Source organism: Pseudomonas sp. RU47, assembly GCF_004011755.1.
Lineage (GTDB): Bacteria > Pseudomonadota > Gammaproteobacteria > Pseudomonadales > Pseudomonadaceae > Aquipseudomonas.
The window spans coordinates 4,428,381-4,451,003 of the sequence record NZ_CP022411.1 but is presented as its reverse complement, the minus strand read 5'-3'; the positions used below and the strand labels follow the sequence as shown (position 1 = coordinate 4,451,003).

At 60.9% G+C, this 22,623-nt stretch carries 18 protein-coding genes and 2 pseudogenes; 12 read left to right on the top strand and 8 right to left on the bottom strand.

The window, feature by feature from the left end:
* The first annotated feature begins 59 nt into the window (after positions 1–59).
* The 4 genes from CCX46_RS20210 (at position 60) to CCX46_RS20195 (ending at position 5,666) form a co-directional block, all read left to right on the top strand.
* Positions 60–1,352 carry an MFS transporter gene (locus CCX46_RS20210; protein WP_127929086.1) on the top strand — a complete coding sequence of 431 codons (1,293 nt, stop codon included), beginning with the start codon at positions 60–62 and terminating at the stop codon, positions 1,350–1,352.
* A 225-nt stretch (positions 1,353–1,577) separates the two neighbouring features.
* A complete protein-coding gene (locus CCX46_RS20205; RefSeq protein WP_127929085.1) occupies positions 1,578–2,069 on the top strand; it encodes a sigma-70 family RNA polymerase sigma factor in 492 nt (163 codons plus the stop codon).
* A gap of 88 nt (positions 2,070–2,157) precedes the next feature.
* A complete protein-coding gene (locus tag CCX46_RS20200; protein ID WP_127929084.1) occupies positions 2,158–3,141 on the top strand; it encodes a FecR family protein in 984 nt (327 codons plus the stop codon).
* A gap of 98 nt (positions 3,142–3,239) precedes the next feature.
* Complete coding sequence (locus tag CCX46_RS20195) at positions 3,240–5,666, top strand: TonB-dependent siderophore receptor (protein WP_127929083.1); 2,427 nt, start codon at positions 3,240–3,242, stop codon at positions 5,664–5,666.
* Positions 5,667–5,751: 85 nt separating this feature from the next.
* On the opposite strand, the gene CCX46_RS20190 is transcribed toward CCX46_RS20195, so the two are convergent.
* Positions 5,752–6,903 (bottom strand): MFS transporter, encoded by a 1,152-nt coding sequence (locus CCX46_RS20190; RefSeq protein ID WP_127929082.1) that lies wholly within the window; start codon positions 6,901–6,903, stop codon positions 5,752–5,754.
* A gap of 283 nt (positions 6,904–7,186) precedes the next feature.
* Here CCX46_RS20190 and CCX46_RS20180 point away from each other — a divergent pair, with 283 nt between their 5' ends.
* Positions 7,187–8,167 carry a diaminopimelate epimerase gene (locus CCX46_RS20180; protein ID WP_127929081.1) on the top strand — a complete coding sequence of 327 codons (981 nt, stop codon included), beginning with the start codon at positions 7,187–7,189 and terminating at the stop codon, positions 8,165–8,167.
* 191 nt (positions 8,168–8,358) lie between these two features.
* On the opposite strand, the gene codA is transcribed toward CCX46_RS20180, so the two are convergent.
* The 5 genes from codA to CCX46_RS20155 form a co-directional block, all read right to left on the bottom strand.
* Complete coding sequence (gene codA / locus CCX46_RS20175; RefSeq protein ID WP_127929080.1) at positions 8,359–9,606, bottom strand: cytosine deaminase; 1,248 nt, start codon at positions 9,604–9,606, stop codon at positions 8,359–8,361.
* Between the two features lie 15 nt (positions 9,607–9,621).
* Positions 9,622–10,893: a cytosine permease gene (gene codB, locus CCX46_RS20170; protein WP_127929079.1), complete on the bottom strand. Its 1,272-nt coding sequence runs from the start codon at positions 10,891–10,893 to the stop codon at positions 9,622–9,624.
* Positions 10,894–11,178: 285 nt separating this feature from the next.
* Entirely contained in the window at positions 11,179–11,997 is an 819-nt protein-coding gene (locus tag CCX46_RS20165; protein WP_127929078.1) for an alpha/beta fold hydrolase, read from the bottom strand.
* 200 nt (positions 11,998–12,197) lie between these two features.
* Positions 12,198–12,554: a 6-carboxytetrahydropterin synthase QueD gene (gene queD / locus CCX46_RS20160; RefSeq protein WP_007915588.1), complete on the bottom strand. Its 357-nt coding sequence runs from the start codon at positions 12,552–12,554 to the stop codon at positions 12,198–12,200.
* Positions 12,555–12,639: 85 nt separating this feature from the next.
* Entirely contained in the window at positions 12,640–13,719 is a 1,080-nt protein-coding gene (locus CCX46_RS20155; RefSeq protein ID WP_127929077.1) for a patatin-like phospholipase family protein, read from the bottom strand.
* Positions 13,720–13,964: 245 nt separating this feature from the next.
* Between CCX46_RS20155 and CCX46_RS20150 the strand changes: the two genes are divergently transcribed.
* The 4 genes from CCX46_RS20150 to CCX46_RS20135 are packed head-to-tail and all read left to right on the top strand — an operon-like array spanning position 13,965 to position 16,566.
* Positions 13,965–14,273 carry a PepSY domain-containing protein gene (locus CCX46_RS20150; RefSeq protein WP_127929076.1) on the top strand — a complete coding sequence of 103 codons (309 nt, stop codon included), beginning with the start codon at positions 13,965–13,967 and terminating at the stop codon, positions 14,271–14,273.
* A complete protein-coding gene (locus tag CCX46_RS20145) occupies positions 14,273–14,584 on the top strand; it encodes a PepSY domain-containing protein (protein WP_038362521.1) in 312 nt (103 codons plus the stop codon). Before CCX46_RS20150 ends, CCX46_RS20145 begins: the two co-directional genes overlap by 1 nt.
* Positions 14,585–14,587: 3 nt before the next feature.
* The gene (locus CCX46_RS20140; protein ID WP_016986295.1) at positions 14,588–15,256 is read left to right on the top strand and encodes a response regulator transcription factor; all 669 of its coding nucleotides are present in this window, start codon (positions 14,588–14,590) and stop codon (positions 15,254–15,256) included.
* Complete coding sequence (locus tag CCX46_RS20135; RefSeq protein ID WP_127929075.1) at positions 15,253–16,566, top strand: sensor histidine kinase; 1,314 nt, start codon at positions 15,253–15,255, stop codon at positions 16,564–16,566. The genes CCX46_RS20140 and CCX46_RS20135 overlap by 4 nt, the downstream gene beginning before the upstream one ends.
* 251 nt (positions 16,567–16,817) lie before the next feature.
* On the opposite strand, the gene CCX46_RS31195 is transcribed toward CCX46_RS20135, so the two are convergent.
* Complete coding sequence (locus tag CCX46_RS31195; RefSeq protein ID WP_371044236.1) at positions 16,818–17,573, bottom strand: methyl-accepting chemotaxis protein; 756 nt, start codon at positions 17,571–17,573, stop codon at positions 16,818–16,820.
* A gap of 102 nt (positions 17,574–17,675) precedes the next feature.
* Positions 17,676–17,822: pseudogene (locus CCX46_RS31190) on the bottom strand (HAMP domain-containing protein); the annotation flags it as partial.
* A 1,528-nt stretch (positions 17,823–19,350) separates the two neighbouring features.
* Here CCX46_RS31190 and CCX46_RS20125 point away from each other — a divergent pair.
* From CCX46_RS20125 to CCX46_RS31180, 3 genes and pseudogenes are all read left to right on the top strand, one after another.
* Positions 19,351–20,667, top strand: a complete 1,317-nt coding sequence (locus CCX46_RS20125) for a Na+/H+ antiporter family protein (protein ID WP_095121127.1) — start codon at positions 19,351–19,353, stop codon at positions 20,665–20,667.
* A 202-nt stretch (positions 20,668–20,869) separates the two neighbouring features.
* Positions 20,870–21,646 (top strand): annotated as a pseudogene (locus CCX46_RS31185) (cache domain-containing protein); the annotation flags it as partial.
* A gap of 84 nt (positions 21,647–21,730) precedes the next feature.
* Positions 21,731–22,552 carry a methyl-accepting chemotaxis protein gene (locus tag CCX46_RS31180; protein WP_410479232.1) on the top strand — a complete coding sequence of 274 codons (822 nt, stop codon included), beginning with the start codon at positions 21,731–21,733 and terminating at the stop codon, positions 22,550–22,552.
* Positions 22,553–22,623: the final 71 nt, after the last annotated feature.

Sequence of the window (22,623 nt, the reverse complement as noted above, 5' to 3'; positions counted from 1 at the left end):
CCGCACCCAAGCATTCCGTGCGCGCGGGCCTGCGCGTCTACGTCTGGAAGAGCATCGCCATGAAGCATACGGATTCGCCGCGGCAGCAGCGCAGGATACTGCTGGCTGTAGGAATAGGCACGACCCTGGAATGGTTCGATTTCACCTTGTTCGCGATCTTTTCCCTGCACATCGCCAAGACTTTTTTTCCCGCCCAGGATCAACTGATGTCGCTGCTGGCGACCTTCGTCACCCTGGCGGTGGGTTTTGTGGCGCGACCGCTTGGTGCGTTTCTCATCGGCCGCTACGCCGATCGCCACGGACGCAAGAAAGCGTTGATCCTGACCATGAACATGATGGCTGTCGGCACTGTGCTGATTGCTTTTTGTCCTGGCTACAGCGTGCTGGGCTATGGCGCCACGGTGCTGCTGGTGGCGGCGCGGATTGTTCAAGGGCTGGCGGCGGGTGGCGAAATTGGCAGCGCGCTGGCCTACCTGTGCGAATCGGCACCGGCCTCGCGGCGAGGCTTTTTCACCTCGATCCAGCAGGTTGCACAAGCAGGCTCGTTTTTATTGTGTGGCCTGTTTGCGAGCATCCTGGCGACCGTTTTGACGCCTGAGCAGTTGGGCAGTTGGGGATGGCGTGTGCCGTTTGTCCTGGGGGTGCTGATCTACTTCGTCGGCGTATACGTGCGTCGCACCATTGATGAAAGCAGCGCATTCCAGGCTCACGCCCGACAGGGGATCGAAGTCCCCGCGAAAGAAATCCTCCAGCATTGGCGCAGCCTTGTGTTGGGCATCGCATTCGTTGCCCTGTGGACGGTGTGCACCCAGTTGATCAACTTTATGCCGGCTTACGCCCAGGCCATGCTCAATCTTGATGCCGGCAAGGCTTATTACGGCATTACCCTGGTCGGTTTCATTACCTTGCTCAGCCCATTGGGCGGCTGGTTGTCGGATCGTTGGGGGCGGTACAACGTCATGCTGCTCGGGGCGCTGGGGGTGTTGTTGTTGGCGTATCCGGCATTCCTGGCGCTCAAGCAGAATCCGCAGGACAGCGGATTGATGCTGTTGCAGGCGGGCCTCGCGATGTTAATGGTGCTGTACGCCGGACCGGCATCGGCGGCATTGGCGGAGTTGTTCCCGGTGGCCGTGCGCTCGACCGGGATCAGCGTGGCCTACGCCAGTTCGGTGGTGCTGTTCGGCAGTTTTACCCCGACGTTGGTGACCTTGCTGTATCGCCACACCGGTGACCCGATGATGGCGGCGTACTACCTGCTGGCGGCGGCACTGGTGAGCTTTGTCGCGTTGATGGTTGCGCGTCAGCGACAGGCAGCAAACAGCGCTCGGGATTTCCACGACCAGGCCGCCTGAATGAGAGAGCATGCATTGCTTATCCGACCTTTGGTTGCCGAGGAATGGAGGGTGGCGAGGAAAACACCGCACCAGTGCCGGTTGGCCTGCTGAGTGCTTGCGGTGATGGGGGCGACCAGGTGTAACGATTCCGATTGTTTTCGCCCGTTCGCAAATCCATTGCCTTGCCTTAATACGAAGCATTACTATTCACGCCCCTTTCCTCAGCACGCCGCCCAAACCCCCATGCGTCCCCGCAGACCCGGCTTTTTCGAGCATTACGAAGAGTTGATCGGCACCTGGACTCGCCGCCTGCGCAATCGCGCGCAGGCCGAGGATCTGGCGCACGACACCTTTGTGCGGGTGCTTGAGTCCGATTCGGCGGCGGTGCAGCAGCCACGGGCGTATTTGCACCAGACCGCGCGCAATATTGCGGTCGACGGTTATCGGCGTGAGGATCGGCGCGGCGCCATGGAGTCGCAGGCCCTTGATCACAGTGAGTCGTCGTCCGGCGACCCGGAGCATTACATGCATGCGATCCAGTTGGCCGACTCTATTGAACGAGCGCTCGCCGAACTGCCGGTCAACTGCCGCAAGATCTTCGTCTGGCAGAAGATCGAAGGCCTGACCCAGGCGGAAATCGCCGAACGCCTCGGGCTGTCCAAGAACATGGTCGAAAAGTATATGATCCGCACCCTGCGGCATCTGCGTGATCGACTGGACGGATTGCAATCGTGAATGTGCGTCATGGCAAAAAGATCGCAGCCTTCGGCAGCTCCTACAGGGGGCTGTGTGTCTTTATATTCCCGGCCAGACAGGACATTCCATGATGGATACTCATGATTGCGCGTGCGGGCAAACAACGGTGCGCGATGACGCGGCTCGCTGGTTTGTGCGTTTGCAGGAGCCGGTCATTGATGCCGACGAGCAACAGCGCTTCGACGCCTGGCTGAATGAACATTCGCAGCACCGTGACGAATTCCAGTTGCTGCAAGGCTTGTGGTCGGCCGCCGATCTGCTCCCGGCGCCACGCCTCAAAGCCCTTGTTGAAACCCCGCCAAACCGCCGCGAACGCCGTCCATTGCTGCGTTATGCCGTGGCTGCCAGTGTGCTGGCGGTCGCGCTCGGGCTGGGACTGTTCAGTGGCTTGAATCATCCGGGTGGCTACAGCGCCGAGTTCGCCACGGCGCTGGGCGAACGTAAACATGTGGCGCTGCCGGACGGTTCGGTGATCGATCTGAACAGCCGTAGTCGCTTGCAGGTGCGCTATGAACAGGATCGTCGCGTCATCGAGCTGACCGAAGGCGAAGCGATGTTCAGCGTTGAACACGACACCTCGCGACCGTTCGTGGTCGAGGCGGGCAACGGCACAGTCACGGTCACTGGCACGCGTTTCGATGTGCGCCGCGACTTCACGCAAACCCGCGTGGCGGTGGAGCAGGGCACGGTGAAAGTGCAGGGGCGTGATGCAGCGGATGATCAGTTCATCAGCCTGACCGCGGGCCTCGGCACTCACGTCGATGCGCAAGGCAAAGTCGCCGCAGTCTATGCAGTCAACCCGACGCAACTGACGGCGTGGCGCAGCGGCAAACTGGTCTTCAATAATGCCAGCCTCAGTGAAGTCGCAGCCGAAGTGTCGCGTTATCGCGACAAACCGTTGACCGTCGCCAACCCGGCCGTGGCCAGTCTGCGCCTGACCAGCGTGTTCAAATCCGACAACACCGACGCCTTGCTCAAAGCCTTGCCGAGCATCCTCCCGGTGGCCGTTCGCACCCTTGCGGATGGCAGTCAGGAAATAATCGCAAAATAAAATTCAGGTTTTTTTCGAGTTCATCGTCTTCCTGTTCAACTGCAACTGGTTTGCATTAACAGCCGCACACTCTTGCGATCCACAGGACTACGTACGACGTGAAAAACACCCCTGCCAACAACAAAAAATCCCCTTGGCTGCCGCTGGCCCTTGCGCTGGCGGTCAACGCAGCCATGCCACTGGCGTTCGCCGGTGAAGCCATTCATATCCGTGCGCAGCCATTGGGCCAGGCCCTGAGCGAACTGGGCCAGCAGACATCGCTGCAAGTGTTTTTCAGCCCGGACCTGGTCGCCGGCAAACAGGCGCCGGCAGTCGACGGCGATATTTCGCCGGAGCAGGCGTTGCGCCAATTGCTGCAGGGCAGCGGTCTGGATTATCAGATCAACGAAGGTTCGGTGACCCTGTCGCCAGCGGCAACTTCCGCCGCCAACAATGGCCCGCTCGAACTGGGCGTGACCGACATCAAGGTGGTCGGCGACTGGCTCGGCGATGCCAATGCCGCCGTGGTGCAGAACCACCCCGGCGCGCGCACGGTGATCCGCCGCGAAGCGATGGTCGAGCAGGGTGCGATGAACGTCAGCGACGTGCTCAAGCGTGTGCCGGGCGTGCAGGTGCAGGATTCCAACGGCACCGGCGGCAGCGATATTTCCCTCAACGTCGGCGTGCGCGGCCTGACTTCACGTCTGTCGCCGCGCTCCACGGTGTTGATCGATGGGGTGCCGGCAGCGTTTGCCCCGTACGGCCAGCCGCAACTGTCGATGGCACCGATTTCCTCGGGCAACCTCGACAGCATTGATGTGGTGCGTGGCGCCGGCTCGGTGCGTTATGGACCGCAAAACGTCGGCGGGGTGATCAACTTCGTCACCCGCGCAATTCCCGAAAAAGCCACCGGTGAAATCGGCACTACCCTGGAAACCACTCAGTACGGTGGCTGGAAACACATCGACACCGCGTTCCTCGGCGGCACCGCCGACAACGGCATGGGCGTGGCGTTGCTGTATTCCGGCGTCAACGGTGACGGCTACCGCGAGCGCAACAACGGCAACGACATCGACGACGTGCTGCTCAAGACTCACTGGGCACCGACCGATCAGGACGATTTCAGTCTCAACTTTCACTACTACGACGCCACGGCGGACATGCCCGGCGGTCTGACGCAAAAGCAGTACGACGACAAACCGTATGACTCGGTGCGTGACTACGACCAGTTCACCGGTCGGCGCAAAGACGTGTCGTTCAAATGGATCCGCCAGATTGACGAGCGCACTCAAGCGGAAATCCTGACCTACTACACCGACAGTTTCCGTGGCAGCACCATCGCCGCTCGCGACCAGAAAACCCTCAGCTCGTACCCGCGTTCCTACTACACCCTGGGCATCGAGCCACGGGTGTCGCGGGTATTCGATGTCGGCCCGACCACCCAGGAAGTCAGCGTCGGTTATCGCTATCTGAAAGAGGCGATGCACGAATCGTCGAGCCGCGTGGCGCTGGTCAACAACCAGCCGGTGCTCACGCCGACGTCTGATGGTCATGTATTTCAGGATCGTACCGGCGGCACCGAGGCCAACTCGGTCTACATCGACAACAAAATCGACGTCGGCAACTGGACCATCACTCCCGGCATTCGCTTCGAACACATCAGCACCGACTGGCATGACCGTGCGGTGCTCGACACGGTCGGCAAACCGGTGCAGGCGAAAAACCGCAGCATCGAGAGCAATGAACCGCTGCCGGCGCTAAGCGTGATGTATCACCTGTCGGACGCGTGGAAACTGTTCGCCAACTACGAAACTTCGTTCGGCAGCCTGCAGTATTTCCAGCTCGGCCAGGGTGGCTCGGGTGACCAGACCGCCAATGGCCTGGAGCCGGAAAAGGCCAAGACCTACGAGGTCGGCACGCGCTACAACGATGACGTGTGGGGCGGCGAGGTGACGCTGTTCTACATCGACTTCGATGACGAACTGCAATACATCAGCAACGACGTGGGCTGGACCAACCTCGGCGCGACCAAACACCAAGGCATCGAAGCCTCGGCGCATTACGACATGGCGGCGCTGGATCCGCGTCTCGATGGCTTGACCGCCAATGCTGGTTTCACTTACACCCGCGCGACTTATGAAGGCGAGATTCCGGGCTTCAAGGGGCGTGATCTGCCGTTCTATTCGCGGCAGGTGGCGACCGTCGGTTTGCGTTACGACATCAACCGCTGGACCTACAACCTCGACGGTTTCGCCCAGTCCAAACAGCGCTCGCCGGGCACCGGTGTGAATGCCGATGGCAGTTTCAACGGCAACTACATCACCGAAGGCACGGCGGACGGGCAGTATGGCGACATTCCGGGTTACGTGACCTGGAACGTGCGTGGGGGATATGACTTCGGGCCGCAGGTGTCGAACCTGAAGCTGGGCGCCGGGGTGAAAAACGTCTTCGACAAGCAGTACTTCACCCGCTCCAGCGACAACAACTCGGGGATGTATGTGGGCGCGCCGCGTACGTTCTTTGTGCAGGCTAGCGTCGGTTTTTGATAAACCGCGGCGCCTTCTTCGCGAGCAGGCTCGCTCCCACATGGATCACTGAAATCCTGTGGGAGCGAGCCTGCTCGCGAAGCTTTTAGACTTTAAGGACTTTGCCGCCAATGGCCACCGCCACCAACAACACCGCCATCAAGCCAAAGGCAAAACTCAGACTGCTGGCATGCGCCACAAAGCCGATCACCGCCGGCCCGGCCAGAATCCCTGCATAACCGAGCGTGGTAATCGCCGGTACCGCGATACTCTCCGGCATCACCGTCTGCTTGCCCACCGCCGTGTACAGCACCGGCACGATGTTCGAACAACCCGCACCGACCAGCGCATAACCGACCAGCGCCGCTTCCCAGCTCGGTGCAAATGTCGCCAGAAACAAACCGGCCGCTGCCAACAGACCACCAAACAGAATGATCCGCGTTGCACCGACGATCCGCACAATCCGGTCACCCATCAAACGTCCGGCCGTCATGGTCAATGCAAACGCTGCATAACCCAATCCCGCGTACGCCGTGTCGATCCCGCGTTCCTGCGCCAGAAACACTGCGCTCCAGTCCAGCGCCGCGCCTTCGGTCAGGAACACGATGAAGCACATCCCGCCGATAAACAGCACGATCCCGTGAGGGATGGCGAACGCCGGGCCGGAGCTTTCACTGCCGTAAGGCAACATGTGCGGCACGCACTTGAACAATGCCGCGATCAGCACGACGACCACTACCAGCATGGCGGTCAGAGGCGTCAAACCAAGGCCGAGCAAGGCACTGACCCCCGCCGCGCCGACAATCCCGCCCAGACTGAACAAACCGTGGAAACCCGACATCATGTTCTTGCCGCTGGCGCGTTCGACGATCACTGCTTGCAGGTTCACCGTCGAATCCACCGTGCCCAGGCCGGCGCCGAACATGAACAGTGTGGCGATCAACGCCGGTATCGACGACACCGTCGCCAGTAACGGCAGCGCCGCGCAGATCAACAAGGTGCCACCGGTGGCGACGCGCCGGCAGCCGAAGCGCGTGGCCAGAATCCCCGCCAGCGGCATCGCCAGAATCGAACCGACGCCGAGGCACAACAGCAGCAACCCCAACGTGCCTTCATCGAGTCCGGCGCGGGCCTTGGCGTACGGCACCAAGGGCGCCCACGCGGCGATGCCGAGTCCGGCGATGAAAAAGGCGATGCGCGTGGACATCTGTTGCAGGCGTCCGGGGACGAAGGTGTCTTGAGGGTTGAGGCTGGTCATATCGATCCTTGGCAAAAAACTTCGCGTCCCCGAAGGACAGTGATTCAGCGATGAGGTTCGATCGCGGGTGTTCGGGGATGTGCAGACGACATCCTAACCTGTGGGAACAGAGACTCACCAATAAGCGGTCATGCACATCCTCCTGTGGGAGCGAGCCTGCTCGCGAAGGCGGAGTGTCAGCTGAAAAATATATCGACTGACACACTGCATTCGCGAGCAGGCTCGCTCCCACAAGGGATTGCGTTTTACAGTGGTCTTCTTCGGCAACAGGGGACAAACACTGATGACTCAGTTCTACGATGCACGGGGCAATATTTATGGCGTGGTTTCTCCGCAAGCGCTGCGCTCAGAGGGCAATGCCTTGCCCGCCAGCGCCACCGAATGCGCCTCGTCGCGTCAGTCCTGGAGCGCAGCGGCAATCAAACTCTGCTGTGACTGGCCCGAAGATCAACGCCCGGCGAACAGCAAATCCCACCGCAGCGATGGCCTGCTGATCGGCCCGTTCCAGACGTCGGCGCCGTTCGACGTATTGATCGTCAACACCGACGGCACGCTCGCCGAGCGCAGTGGCAATGGCCTGACGATTTTCTCGCAGGCACTGACCGAGCAAGGATTGATGCCGGAGGAGGGCGCCTTGTTACGCGTGCATCATGACAGGGGCAACGCGGTGGAAACCTCAGTAAAACCGGCTGTTGTCGAAGGCGTTCAAGGCTTCTGGCTCAATCTCGGCCAACCCGGTTTCGGGCCGGATGCCGTCGCTGCGCAGACGGTTCAGGGCATTGAGTTCAACACTCGAGACGTGAGCCACGTCCACCCCTTGGCACAACTTGATCCCGACTGGGCGCACAGCCAATTCGTACGCATTGGCAATCCGCATTGCGTCACGCTGCTCGGTGATGCAGCGGCGTTGCCAAGCAATGAACAGATGCGTGAATCGCCACTGAACGAAGGCCTGACCCAAATTGCCTACGCCACACCCGTCGGTGCCGGTGATCCATGCCCGGCAGGCGTCAATCTGCAATGGGCCGTGCTGGAGTCACCGCAGAGGGTCCTCGCCCGGGTGTTCGAGCGTGGCGAAGGGCCGACGGCCTCATCCGGCACCAGCGCCAGTGCCGTGGCATCGGCGGCGTGGCGGGTGGGTTGGGTTGTGGCCGGAGAAGTGCAGGTGGTCATGCCCGGCGGTACGGCGCCGATTTTGCTCGAAGCAGCAGACGGTGAATTGCTGAGGGTCAGATTGTTCGGTACGGCGCGGTTGATGGGCTGAATTCAAACACGCCATCGCTGGCAAGCCCGGCTCCCACAGGGTTTTGTGTTGAATACAAATATCATGTTCAAACACCGAACCCTGTGGGAGCGAGCCTGCTCGCGAAAGCGCTATGTCTGAGGCGGTGATGCCGGATCTGCCAACCTCTTCGCGAGCAGGCTCGCTCCCACATTGGATTTACGGGGCGCCTCTCAGCTCAGCTCACCACTGAATTCCACCACCGGCATCTGCCGCTTCATCAACACCTTGCCGCCGCGAATCGAATACAACGGCAAGCCCTGACTGCGGATCACCTCGTAATCGCTGTCCGCCGACAGAATCAACAGATTCGCCGGACGCCCCTGTTCCAGGCCATATCGCTCACCCAGGTGCATGGCTTTGGCGCTGTTATCCGTGACCAGATCCAGTGCACTTTGCAGGTTACGGTAACCGAGCATGTGGCAGATATGCAGTCCGGCTTCGAGCACCCGCAGGATGTTGCCGTTGCCCAGCGGATACCACGGATCGACAATGGAATCCTGACCGAAACACACGTTCATCCCGGCTTCGAGCAATTCGTTCACGCGGGTCACGCCCCGGCGTTTCGGGAAGTTGTCGAAGCGCCCTTGCAGGTGAATGCTTTCGGTCGGGCAGGAGACAAAACTGATCCCGGAATGCCCGAGCAGACGAAACAGTTTCGCGCAGTAGGCGTTGTCGTAGGAGCCCATCGCCGTGGTGTGACTGGCGGTGACGAGGGCGCCCATGTCGCGGCTGCGCGCCTCTTCGGCGAGGACTTCGAGGAAGCGTGAGTGTGGGTCGTCGGTTTCGTCGCAATGCACGTCGACCAGGCAACCGGTGCGCTCGGCCAGGTCCATCAGGAACTTCACTGAACTGACACCCTGATCGCGGGTGTACTCGAAATGCGGAATCCCGCCGACCACGTCCGCGCCCATGCGGATCGACTCTTCCATCAGCTCGCGGCCATTGCGGAACGACTCGATGCCTTCCTGTGGGAACGCGACGATTTGCAGGTCGATGAGGTGACGGCTTTCCTCGCGCACTTCGAGCATGGCTTTCAGTGCGGTGAGTTGCGGGTCGGTGACGTCAACGTGGGTGCGCACGTGCTGGATGCCGTGGGCGGCCAGCGTTTGAATGGTTTTTTTCGCGCGGGTCTTGGTGTCTTCTTCGGTGATGGTGACCTTGCGCTCGCCCCAGCACTCGATGCCTTCGAACAGCGTGCCGCTCATGTTCCAGCGCGGCTCGCCGGCGGTAAGGGTGGCGTCGAGGTGAATGTGCGGCTCGACGAAGGGCGGCACCACCAGATTGCCGCCGGCGTCGAGGTCATCCGGGCCGAGGGTCGGCGCTTCGGTCTGCCGGGCGATGCTGCGGATCAGGCCGTCTTCAAGGTGCAATTCGTGCAAACCTTCCTGGTTGCGCAAACGGGCGTTGATGATGTGCATCAGGCGAATCCTTTTTTATAGGTCTTGGAGTGGCGCGGCCGCGCTGCGTGCGCCGAGCACGCCGGTGACGATGACATACGTTAGCGCGGCAGCGGCGATCCCTACCAGCGGCGCAACCCACGGCGAGTTGAACGCGGCGACGGTGCCGACCGCATAGGCCCCGAGCCCCGGCCAGTTGAACGCCGGTAACCGTGCGTCGGCCAGGCGCGGATAGTGCCCGCGCCAGCGGTAGAAAAAGTCCGCCATGATCACTCCGCCAATCGGCGGAATCACCGTGCCGAGCAGAATCAGGTACGGCACCAGCATGTCGTACATACCGAGCAAGGCGAGCAGGGTGCCGATCACTGCGCCGGCGAGGGTCACGGTTTTGCGTCGGCCGGTGCGCAGCAGGTTGCAACCAGCGACGGCGAAGTTGTAGATGGTGTTGTCCTGAGTGCTCCAGATGTTCAGCAACAGCATGGCCATCGCAGCCATGGCGAAACCTTGCAACAGCAGCACTTCAACCACGTCCGGTTGTTGATAGACGATGGCGCCGTACGCGCCGATCAATACCATCAGGCCATTGCCGATGAAAAATCCGATCAGGCTGGCCAGCACCGCGACGCGCGCCGAACGTGAAAAACGTGTCCAGTTGGTCGCCTGAGTGGCGCCACTGACGAAGGTACCGAACACCAGTGTGATCGCGGTCGACCAGTCCAACGAACCGCTCGGTACCACGCTGAGCAAGCCTTCGAAACCACCGACTTTCACCGTCGCCACCCACATCGACAGCATGAGTAACAACATCATCGCCGGCACAGCGATGTACGACAGAATCTCCAGTCCGCGATAGCCGACATAGGCCGTGGCGCAGAACACCAGACCGAACAACACCATCAGCCCGAGCACCGTGTCTTCGTCGAGATCGAAGTATTTGCCGAGCACCACCGCTGCAGTCGCGGTGCCCCAGGCGTACCAGCCGATCTGGGTGAAACCGAGGATCAGGTCGCTGAGCTTGCTGCCGACTTCGCCGAAGCAGAAACGCCCCATCAACACCGAGTTGAGGCCGCTCTTGAAAGCGATGTAACCCAGGCCCGCCGCATACAGACCCAGCAACAGATTGCCGACGATGATCACCGCCATCATCTCGCCGAAGCTGAACGCCACACCGAGCTTGCCGCCGGCAAACATGGTCGCGGTGAAAAACGTGAAGCCCAGTAACACCATCGCCGTGGAGGCCAGGCCTTTGCGCGCATGCATGGGGACTTCGCTGAGGGGGTAATCGTTGCCGGGATCGTTCTGCGTCATGGGGCGGTCCTTGCTGGAAGAGAGGAGACGCGGGGGAGGGTTGCAGCGGTCGTGCCAAATGCCGGGTGGCGCGGGTTATGTATAGACGAGTCGCGCGGATTGGCGCGAAAGCGGTGCACCTGAATACACCCAAGCCCAATGTGGGAGCGAGCCTGCTCGCGAAGGCGTTCTGGTAGATCGTTCCCACGCTCTGCGTGGGAATGCAGCCCGGGACGCTCCGCGTCCCACTCCAAAGCCGAACGCGGAGCGTCCGTTGAGGCATTCCCACGCAGAGCGTGGGAACGATCAAGGTGAGAGAAATCGCATCAGGGCAGCGACGATGGCTTCGGGGGCGTCTTCCTGGACGAGGTGGCCGGCGTTGGCAATCGGGTGGAATTGTGATCCCGGGATCATTTGATGTAACGCTCGGCCACGTTCGATGGGAATCCACTGATCGTCTTCGCCCCAGAGAATCTGTACCGGACAGCGGATCGTCGGGTACAAACTTTCGGCCTCACGGGTATAGCGCTCGTCCATCTGCGCAATCTGCCGATAGAACGCCGCTTGCCCGGGATCGCCGAGCCATGGCTGCACGTAGGGTGCGAGTTCGTCGTCGGGGATATCGCGGTGAATCGCCCCGCGAATATAGGTCGGCACGATGGCGCGCTGGATGTAGTCGGGCAGGCCGCTGAAGGCCGCTTCATGCTGACGCACATGCTGCACGAATGGCGAACCCCACGGCGTCAGCGCCACCGGGTCGATCAGGGTCAGGCTGCGGTAATCCTTGCCGTTGAGCAGATGCGCGCGTAGCACGGTGGCGCCGCCAAAGTCGTGGGCCACCACGTCCGGGCGTTGCAGATTCCAGTGATCGAGCAGTTGGGCCAACAGTTGGTTCTGCACACCGAGAGAGACGTCGGCGTCGGGTTGTTCGGAGCGTCCATAACCCAGCAGGTCGAAGTAATGCACGCGATGCGTGGCGAAAAAGTGCGGCGCGATCCGATGCCACACGTATGACGAAAACGGCGTGCCATGCACGAACACCAGCGGCGGGCCGTCGCCGCGCACGGCGTAACGAATGTGGTGCCCGTTGAAGTCAAAGACCTGATCCAGCAGCCAGTCTGTCATCGGCCTGTCCTCTTGGCGGGTGGGAGCCAAAAAGCATAGGCGTAAAAAACAGCCGTGAAGGCTGTTCTCTGGCAAATCACTGTTTCCTTGTGGGAGCGAGCCTGCTCGCGAAGAGGGCGTATCAGTCGATATCAATGTCGGCTGACACACCGCTTTCGCGAGCAGGCTCGCTCCCACAGGGATAGTTGGGGTGTCAGAAGTTACTCACCGCGATAGATACAACCGCTGGTGCAGGTCTCGTGAATACGGATCGCGCTCAGTTCCGGCAGCAACGGCTTCATTTCATTCCAGATGAATTTGGCCAGTACTTCGCTGGTCGGGTTTTCCAGACCGGGAATGTCGTTCAGGTAGTTGTGATCGAGACGCTCGTACAGCGGCTTGAAAATCGCTTTGATTTCGGAGAAATCGCGGATCCAGCCGGTGTGCGGATCGAGGTCGCCGCTGAGGTGAAGCGCCACTTTGAACGAGTGACCGTGCAGACGCCCGCACTTGTGGCCGTCCGGGACGTGCGGCAGGCGGTGGGCGGATTCGAAAGTAAATTCCTTGAAGATTTCCACGGTATTTTCGGCTCTGTTCAGATGGTGTTCGCCGCAGCGATTCGGGCAGGCGGCGAGTTTACCAGCTTGTGTTTGGCCGTGCTGACTAAAGGGTCAGCAAGCGCTCGGCGAGGCGACCATTGGCAGTCAGTTCAAGGAATTCATCGCCAAGGCGACGGCTCTCGTCCATCGCCGCGTGCCAGTATTTCTGCCGGCCCGGCGCATCGCCCATGAAGCGTTTGAAGTCATTCCGGTCGGGCAGTTTGCCGTAGGGCAGGCGCGCCAGATATTCCTTGGATGGCGCGAGCAACAGCACGTCCTGCAAGCGTTCCACTGAGGCCTTGCGCCATGGCAGGGTCTTGTCGAACCAGCCCGGAATCACCCGGTCGGTGAAGTGTGGATAGAGCACGATGCCGTCGCCGCTGTAGGGCAGGTCGAGGTGATAGTCGAGCAGACCACCGTCGCGGAAAGTGCCGGCGCCAGCACCCGGCAAGTCGCGCACGCCTTCCATGACCATCGGGATCGAACCCGAAGCCAGCAGCGCTTGGCGCAGATTACCGGCATTCAGGGCGACGAAGCGCGACGGGAAATCGTTCAGCGCATTGACCGGCGGGGCGAGGCGTGGGTCGTGGATGATCAGGCGTTCGAAGTGCCGCGACAGCCGCGCGCGACCGCGCAGGTTGTCGGCAATCACCGAGCCCAGCGCCAGACCGAGGCGGCCGCGATGGTCATCGGCCAGACGCCCCTGACTTTTCACCACCATGATGTTCAAGCGGTAATGGGCGTTGTCGAGGATGCTCGCGTCGCGGCCGTCGAGCAGGTCGTTGAGCATGCGCTGCGAGCTCTGACTGATCTCGGCCATGGTCACGCCTTTGTTGAAGTTCTGCTCGGCGTACAACTGACCGAGGCGCCGGATGCCTTCGGCGGCGTCCGGCAGACACGCGCTGGCGAAGCGCCAGGAACCGACCGAGGCGCCGATCAGCGAGCGCTCACGCGGTGCGCTCGGCAGCCATTCGCCGAACAACGCCAGATCCAGCCCCTGAATCCCCAACGCCTTCGGCCCACCGGCAGCACCGGGCAGGGTGCCGACGTCGGCAGCGTTCAGGCCTTGCGCACGAATACGCGCCATGGCGCGCGGGCCGGCCTTGAGGGTGAGGGCGGGGAATTTGATGTGGATGGCGGTCATACCGGTCTCGATCGTTAGCAAGCGAAGGATTATAGAACCACTGCGGCCATCTGTGGGAGCGAGCCTGCTCGCGAAGAGGGCGTGTCAGTCGATATCAATGCCGGCTGACACACCGCTTTCGCGAGCAGGCTCGCTCCCACAGGAGTTAATGTGTTGAGCTGGAGCAATGATGGCAATTCAGTTTCAGTTAAGTTCATCCCGCTAAGGTGCCCACCGTAAGCAACACATAAAAATACGGAGACTCCATGAAAACCCTGACTGCCCTGTCCATTGCCTCGATCATCGGCTGCACCGCCAGCCTCGCCCATGCCCGCGATCTCGGCCCTGACGAAGCCCTGCGTCTGCGCGACGCTGGTACTATCGTCTCCTTCGAGAAGCTCAACGCCGCCGCGCTGGCCAAACATCCGGGTTCGACGATCACCGACACCGAGCTGGAAGAGCAGTACGGCAAGTACATCTACCAGATCGAAATGCGCGATGCGCAGGGCGTCGATTGGGATCTGGAATTAGACGCGGTGACTGGGCAGGTTCTCAAGGATCATCAGGATAAGTAATGAAGGTTAATGTTCGCGCCACTAGCCGTACGGCATTGGCGCTGGTGATTTTCTGCTCGGCAGCAATGGCCCGCGACCTCGATCAGGACGAGGCCCTGAGTCTGCGGGAGAAGGGTGTGATCCTGCCGCTGGAGCAAGTGCTGCAGCAGGCGATGGATCGCTATCCCGGCGCAAAACTGCTGGAAGTCGAGCTGGAAGAAAAACACGACGTCTACATTTATGAAGTCGAGCTGCTGACCGTCGAAGGTGTCGCCCGTGAGCTGCACTTGAAGGCCGATACCGGCGAACTGGTGAAAGACAAGGAAGATTGATCGATGCGTTTGCTATTGGTGGAAGACCACGTACCGCTGGCCGACGAACTGCTCGCCGGCCTGCAACGCCAGGGTTACGCGGTGGATTGGCTGGCGGATGGTCGTGATGCGTTGTATCAGGGCAGCAGCGAGCCGTATGACCTGATCATTCTCGACCTCGGCCTGCCCGGTGTGCCGGGGCTTGAGGTGCTGGCGCAGTGGCGTGCCGGCGGCCTGGCGATTCCGGTGCTGATCCTCACGGCGCGCGATTCCTGGGCCGAGCGCATCGAAGGCCTGAAGGCCGGTGCCGATGATTACCTGACCAAACCGTTTCACCCCGAAGAGTTGCAGTTGCGCATTCAATCGCTGTTGCGCCGCTCCAAGGGCCAGTCCAATCAACCGACCTTGCAGGCTGCGGGGCTGCATCTGGATGAAGGCCGTCAGTGCGTGGTGCGCGATGGCGCCGACATTCAACTGACCGCCGCTGAATTCCGCCTGCTGCGCTATTTCATGCTGCACCCGGAACAGATCCTCTCCAAAAGCCACCTCGCTGAACACCTTTACGACGGTGAAACCGAGCGCGACTCCAACGTCCTCGAAGTGCACGTCAATCACTTGCGCCGCAAGCTCGGCAAAAGCGTGATCGAAACCCGTCGCGGCCAGGGTTACCTGTTCGGCGGGCAAGCTTCGTGAGGTCAATCCAGCGCCGCTTGAGCCTGGGGTTGATCAGCGTCATGGTGATCGTCGGCGTGGTGCTGGCGCAAACCAGTCTGTGGTTGTTCGAAGTGGGTTTGCAGCGCTATCTCGAAGCGGGTCTGCGCAACGACAGCGAAAGTCTGCTGGTGGCATTGGTGCGCGGACCGCAAGGCTTGCAACTGGATGAGCGGCATCTGTCGCCGGCCTATCAGCGACCGTTTTCCGGGCATTATTTCCGTATCGATTTTGCCGACAGCCATTGGCGCTCGCGTTCGTTGTGGGATCAGGATCTGCCGTTGCTCGACCATCCCGGGCTGCACAGCAATCTGCAACTGGGCCCGGACGGTCAGCAGTTGCTGGTGCTGCGCTCGGATTATCGACGCTTGGGCCAGTCGATTTCGATCAGCGTCGCGCAGGATTACACGCCGGTGCGCGAGAGCTTTCAGCGCATGCGTCAGATCGGCCTCGGCCTCGGTTTGGCGGCATTGTTGTTGATTCTGTTCTTGCAGCGCTTGACCGTGCGCCGCGCGTTGAAACCGCTGGAAAGGGCTCGCGAACAGATCGCGCAGTTGCAGCAGGGCCAGCGTTCACAACTCGATGATCAGGTGCCGGTGGAGCTGGAACCGCTGGTGGCGCAGATCAACCATTTGCTGGCGCACACCGAAGACAGCCTCAAGCGCTCGCGCAATGCCTTGGGCAATCTCGGGCACGCGTTGAAAACGCCGCTGGCGGTGTTGTTGAGCCTGGCGTCCAGTGAAAAACTCGATGCTCATCCTGAGTTGCGCAAGGTGCTCAAAGAACAGCTGGAGCAGGTGCAACAACGGCTCAATCGCGAACTGAACCGTGCGCGACTGTCCGGGGATGCGTTGCCGGGCGCGCTGTTTGATTGTGACGCGGAACTGCCGGGGTTGCTCGCTACGTTGAACATGATTCACGGCGAGCATCTGGCGTTGAGTTATGTCGCGCCGGCGGGGTTGCAGTTGCCGTGGGATCGTGAGGATTTGCTCGAATTGCTCGGCAATCTTTTGGACAACGCCTGCAAATGGGCGGATGCCGAGGTGCGCCTGAGTGTGATCGAACGCACGGATGGCTTTGCCTTGAGCGTGGAAGATGACGGCCCGGGGATTCCCGAAGAACAGCGCGCTCAGGTATTCAGTCGTGGCACGCGGCTGGATGAACAGACTCACGGGCATGGCTTGGGATTGGGGATTGTGCGCGACATCGTCGACACTTGGGGCGGGTTGCTGGTGTTGGGCGAGAGTGAGTGGGGCGGGTTGAAGGTGGTGATCGAGTTGCCTCGGCGGTGAGCCTTCTAGAAGCCCCTCACCCTAGCCCTCTCCCGGAGGGAGAGGGGACTGACCGCGTTGTTTGGGAGAGGTACGCCGACGTGTGATACCGAGTCGAACTCAGGGTTTGAAAGCATCATCGTGATCTGAAATATGGAGTCGAACTCAGGTTTTGAATGACATGGAGATCGGCTCCCTTTCCCCCTCGCCCCCCTTGGGGGGAGAGGGCTGGGGTGAGGGGGGAATCCAACTGACACCCCACAACCTGCGAATCACACCCGAAACTGATCCATCAAACTCTGCTGCTGATTCGCCAGACTATTGAGCGACTGACTCACCCGCGCCGACTCATTCGCCTGCCCGGACAGCGACTCGGTGACATCGCGAATCGTCGCCACGTTGTTGTTGATCTCTTCCGCTACCGCACTCTGCTCCTCTGCGGCGCTGGCAATCTGCAGGTTCATGTCGCTGATCACCGTCACCGCATCACCAATCTGACGCAGCGCAGTCACAGCCTGGCCAACCTGTTCAACGCTACCCTGAGCCTGACGATGGCTGTTGCCCATCGAACCGACCACATCCTGCGTACCGCTCTGCAACTGCTCAATCACCTGACGGGTTTCTTCCACCGACTCTTGCGTGCGGCGGGCGAGGTTGCGCACTTCGTCGGCGACCACGGCAAAGCCACGGCCGGCCTCACCGGCACGGGCCGCTTCGATCGCGGCGTTGAGCGCCAGCAGGTTGGTCTGCTCGGCGATGGCGCGGATGGTTTCCAGCACGGCGCCGATTTTCTCGCTGTTGGCGGCGAGGCCTTCGACTTGCACCATGGCTGCGCTCATGTCGGCGGCGAGGGTGTCGATGCTTGCGGTGGTGCGGTCGATCACGGTCAGGCCCTGACGGGTAGCGCGATCGGCATCCTTGGCCGCTTCGGCAGCCTGTGCGGCGCTGCGGGCGACGTCTTGCGCGGTGGCGCTCATTTCGTGAGACGCGGTGGCGACCTGATCGACCTGACGGTATTGTTGTTCCATACCTGCGCTGGTCTGGGTCGCAATCGCTGAGGACTGGTCGGCGGTGTTGCGCGCATCCTGCACCGAACGCTTCACTTCGGCGATGATCGGCTGCAACTTGTCGAGGAACTTGTTGAACCAGCCGGCCAGTTGACCGAGTTCGTCCTTTTTGTCGTAGGCCAAGCGACGGGTCAGATCACCTTCGCCGCTGGCGATGTCTTCGAGCATGTGCGCCACGCCGAGGATCGGTTTGGTCACGCTGCGTGCCATAAGCCACACCAGTAGCAGGCCGATCAACGCGGCCAATACGCCCAGGCTCAATTCGATCAGCGTGCCGGAAGTGTTGCTGGCATCCAGTTGTTGCTTGAGCGCTTCGGCACGGCTGACCAGCACTTTCTCTGGCACATCGAGCAAGACGCCCCACGCCGGGCCGCCGGGAATCGGCGGGAACGGCGACAGCACTTTCAACTGACCTTTGCTGTGCAGGCTGCTCACGCTGGAAGTGGACGCGAGTTTGCTCAGCAGTTCGGCGCCGCTGATCGTGTCCACGGCATCCAGACGCTGGCTGAGTTTGCCGGCATCCGGGCTGTAACCGGCGAGCAGGCCGGCGGGGCTGATAATGCTCACGGCGGTCTGGCCGTCATAGAGCTTCTTGCTCGCGCCCTGGCTGATCGCTTGCAGGCTGTTGAGGTTGATGTCGACCGACAGCGAGGCGATGACTTTACCGTTGACCATCAGCGGGAAGACGATGCTGGTCATCAGCACCTTCTGCCCGTCGATCACATAGAAGTACGGTTCGATCACGCACGGTTTGAGCGTGGTGCGCGGGCAGGTGAACCAGGCGTTCGCGGCTTGGCCGCTAGGGCCGGTGCTGGTGTCGGCCATGTCGCTTTCCGGCAGGGCCATCGAGGTGACTTTGCCTGGGGTCGGTTGTGACCAGTACAGGGCGAAGCGGCCCTTGTCGTTGCTGCCCAGTTCAGCCTGATCGGCGAACAGTTCATCCTTGCCGTCCAGTGCGTTGGCTTCGAACACCAGCGACAGGCCGAGCAGCTCCGGGTTGGCTTGCAACGCCGATTTGACCTGACGGGTCATGTCTTCACGCAGATCGAAAGCATCGAGAAAACGCTTCTCGGCCTGTTCGCGCAGGAACAAAACCTGCCGCGAGAAACCGTGGCCGTACTGATAGGCGTCCATGAACTGCTGGCGGATGCCGGCAGCCTGCACTTCGCCTTGCGACTCGATGCGCGCCTGCGCCGACTCGGTGAGCATTTCCATGCTCGAAGCTTTCACCAGTGCAGAACTGTGCTCCATGCGATACAGCGAAAGACCCACCAACAGGGTCACGATACCGGCCAGGCAGAGGCCGGCGAGCAGGGTGATTTTCCATTGGATGGAAAGTTGTCTGAGCGACATGGAGACGTCCTTATTCGATAAATATCTGAGACTTTGCACTGTAACGGCCGCGTTTCGGCATTCTTTATCCTTGAAACACAATATGACCAATTGCCGCATCCGGGGGCTGGAAACCCTGTTCTTGATCGTTCCCAGGCGCAGCAAAGGAATGCAGCCCGAGACGCTCCGCGTCCCAAAGCGGACGCAGAGCGTCCATTGAGGCGTTACCACGCAGAGCGTGGGAACGATCACTGGAGGCGGTGTCGGCTTTGACAAGGGAAGTTCGCTGCGGCACAGTGCGCGCCCTTCTAATAAGACCCTCTTTGCAAATCCGCCAATCAAACGCTGGCGGACTCATTCTGTCTGGCGGTCGGTTTTCCACCGCAGTGTTTTTCGAGGAAGTGAAATGAATGCAGTCATAGCGGCAGTCGGCGTCATGCTGATTCTCAGCCTGTCCCGCGTGCACGTAGTGATCGCCTTGATCGTTGGCGCGTTGGTCGGCGGCCTGACCGGTGGTCTGGGCATCGATGCCACGCTCAAGGCGTTCAACAGCGGCCTGGGCGGCGGGGCGACGGTGGCGTTGTCCTACGCGTTGCTCGGCGCTTTCGCCGTGGCGATTGCCAAGTCGGGCCTGGCCCACGCTCTGGCTGACAAGGCGCTGGCGATGGTTGATCGCCAGCATGCGACCGGCGGTGGCAGCGTCAAATGGCTGCTGATCGGCTTGCTGTGGGTCGTGGCGATCGCTTCGCAGAACATCCTGCCGATCCACATCGCGTTCATTCCGCTGCTGGTGCCGCCACTTCTCTATGTACTGACCAAGTTGCAACTCGACCGCCGCCTGATCGCCTGCGTCATGACCTTCGGTCTGATCACCCCGTACATGTTCCTCCCGGTAGGTTTCGGTAACATTTTTCTCAATGAGATTTTGTTGGCGAATGTTGCGCGCAGCGGCGTCGACATCAGCGGCATCAATGTCACCCACGCCATGGGCATTCCGGCGCTGGGCATGTTGGTGGGCCTGGGCATTGCGTTTATCAGTTATCGCAAAAAACGCGTTTACGACCTGGCGAAGATCGAGCAGGTTGAACAGGTCGCGGTGCAGTACAACCCGCTCAGCCTGATGATTGCCGGTGTGGCGATTGCCGCCGCGTTCATTATTCAGTTGTTGCTGGACTCGATGATTATCGGGGCGCTGGCTGGCTTCCTGATCTTCTCGGCGTCCGGCATCGTCAAGTGGCGTGAGACCGATGATCTGTTCACCGAAGGCATGAAGATGATGGCGATGATCGGCTTCATCATGATCGCGTCTTCCGGTTTCGGCGAAGTGATCAAGGCTACCGGTGAAGTGCAGACGCTGGTGCAAACTTCGGCGGCGTGGATCGATCACAGCAAGGGCATCGGTGCCTTGATGATGTTGCTGGTGGGGTTGCTGGTGACCATGGGCATTGGTTCGTCCTTCTCGACCGTACCGATTCTGGCGGTGATTTTCGTGCCGCTGTGCGTGCAACTGGGCTTCAGCCCGATCGCTATTGTGTGCATCGTTGGTACCGCCGGCGCGCTGGGCGATGCCGGTTCGCCAGCCTCGGATTCGACTCTCGGTCCGACCTCCGGTCTGAACATCGACGGCCAGCATCACCACATCTGGGACACCGTGGTGCCGACGTTCCTGCACTACAACCTGCCGCTGCTGGCGTTCGGCTGGGTGGCCGCGATGGTCCTCTGAACCCCGCCGGTGATCGTTCCCACGCTCTGCGTGGGAATGCCTCTTGTGACGCTCTGCGTCACGTTGTTGGACGCGGAGCGTCCGGGGCTGCATTCCCACGCAGAGCGTGGGAACGATCCTCATATCGAAGCTCAACTTTTGATCTGGCGTGCCGTTAAAGCCTTTAACCACGCCAATAAAACCAAAAGAGTGAGCCCCAAAAATGCGCCTGAGCCTCAAGGCTAAAGTCCTGTCCCTCGCCGTTCTCCCGGTGTTGCTCTTTGCGCTGGTCATCAGCCTGACCACGCTGTTCATCCTCCAGGAACAAGCGCACAAAGAGGTCGAACAGACCCGCGAGCGCCTGCTCGGCGATGCCAAAGCCACCCTGCAAAGTTACGTCGCCGTGGCCATGACCACGATCAAACCGCTGTACGACGCGGCCGCGCCGGGTGACAACGAGGCGCGGGCGCAGGCGATCAAGTTGCTTTCGGGTATTCGCTACGGCAAGGACGGCTACTTCTTCGGCTACGACTCCGAGACCGTGCGCCTGTTCAAGGCCAATGACCCCGAAGGCGTGGGCAAAAGCTTCAAGGACAACCGCGACCCGAACGGCGTCTACGTCAATCTCGGTCTGGTGAAAGTGGCGAAGGACGGCACGCACTATCTGCAGTACAGCTCGCCACTGCCTGGCAATGCCAAGGTGCTGGTGCCGAAACTCGGCTACACCGAATATCTGGCGAAATGGGACATGGCGGTCGGTACGTCGGTCAACCTTGACGGCATTGAAGCGCAAGTCGCACAGGTCGAAACCCAAGTGCAGGAACGCATGCAAGGCGTGGTGCTGAGCATCGTCGGCGTGGCCGTGGTGGTGCTGTTGGTGATCGCGGCGGCGGGAATGCTGCTGGCCAATACCATTTTGCGTCCGTTGACCCTGATGAAAGCCAACCTCGATGACATCGCGGCAGGCGAGGGCGACCTGACCCGTCGACTGAACATCACCAGCCAGGATGAACTCGGCGAACTGGCCGGCTCGTTCAATCGCTTCGTCGACAAGATCCATGGCCTGGTGCGACAGATCACCGAGATGACCACGCAACTGACCGGGCTGGTGACGCAAGTGTCCGATCAGGCCCAGCGTTCGGATCAGGCGATGGAGCGTCAGCGCCACGAGACTGATCAGGTCGCCACGGCGATCAATGAAATGTCCGCCGCCGCACAGGAAGTGGCGAAGAGCGCACAGAACGCCGCCGTCGCCGCCCAGCAGACCGACGAAGAAGGCCAGAGCGCCAAGCGTGTGGTGGCGGGCAGCATCAAACAGATTCATGCCTTGGTCGATGACATTCGCAGCAGCGGCGTGTCGCTCGATAGCTTGCAGCAGGACGTGACCTCGATTGTTGGTGTGCTCGGGGTGATTCGTTCGATCGCCGAACAGACCAACCTGCTGGCGCTGAACGCCGCGATTGAAGCGGCGCGCGCCGGTGAAGCCGGGCGCGGCTTTGCCGTGGTGGCGGATGAGGTGCGGGCATTGGCCAGCCGCACGCAGATCAGCACCCAGGAAATTCAAGGGATGATCGATCGCTTGCAGGCGGGCACGCAGTCGGCGGTCGAGGCGATGCGCCGGTCCAGCGAGGCGGGTGACGGTACTTCGCAACAGGCCAATCAGGCCGGGGCGTCGCTGGATGCGATGGCATCGTTGATTGCGACGATCAACTCGATGAACGCGCAGATTGCCAGTGCGGCGGAAGAGCAAACGGCGGTGGCCGAAGAGATCAACCGCAGCGTGCATCAGATTGCGGTGGCGGTGGACAGCGTGGCCGATGAAACGCAGTTGGGTGCGCAGACTTCGCGCAGTCTGGCGGAGTTGGGGCAGCGGCTGGGCAAACTCGTGGGTCAGTTCCGGATCTGACAGCCTGAAAAGGCCCTCACCCTAGTCCTCTCCCAGAGGGAGAGGGGACTGACCGAGGTGTCTTGCGTCAT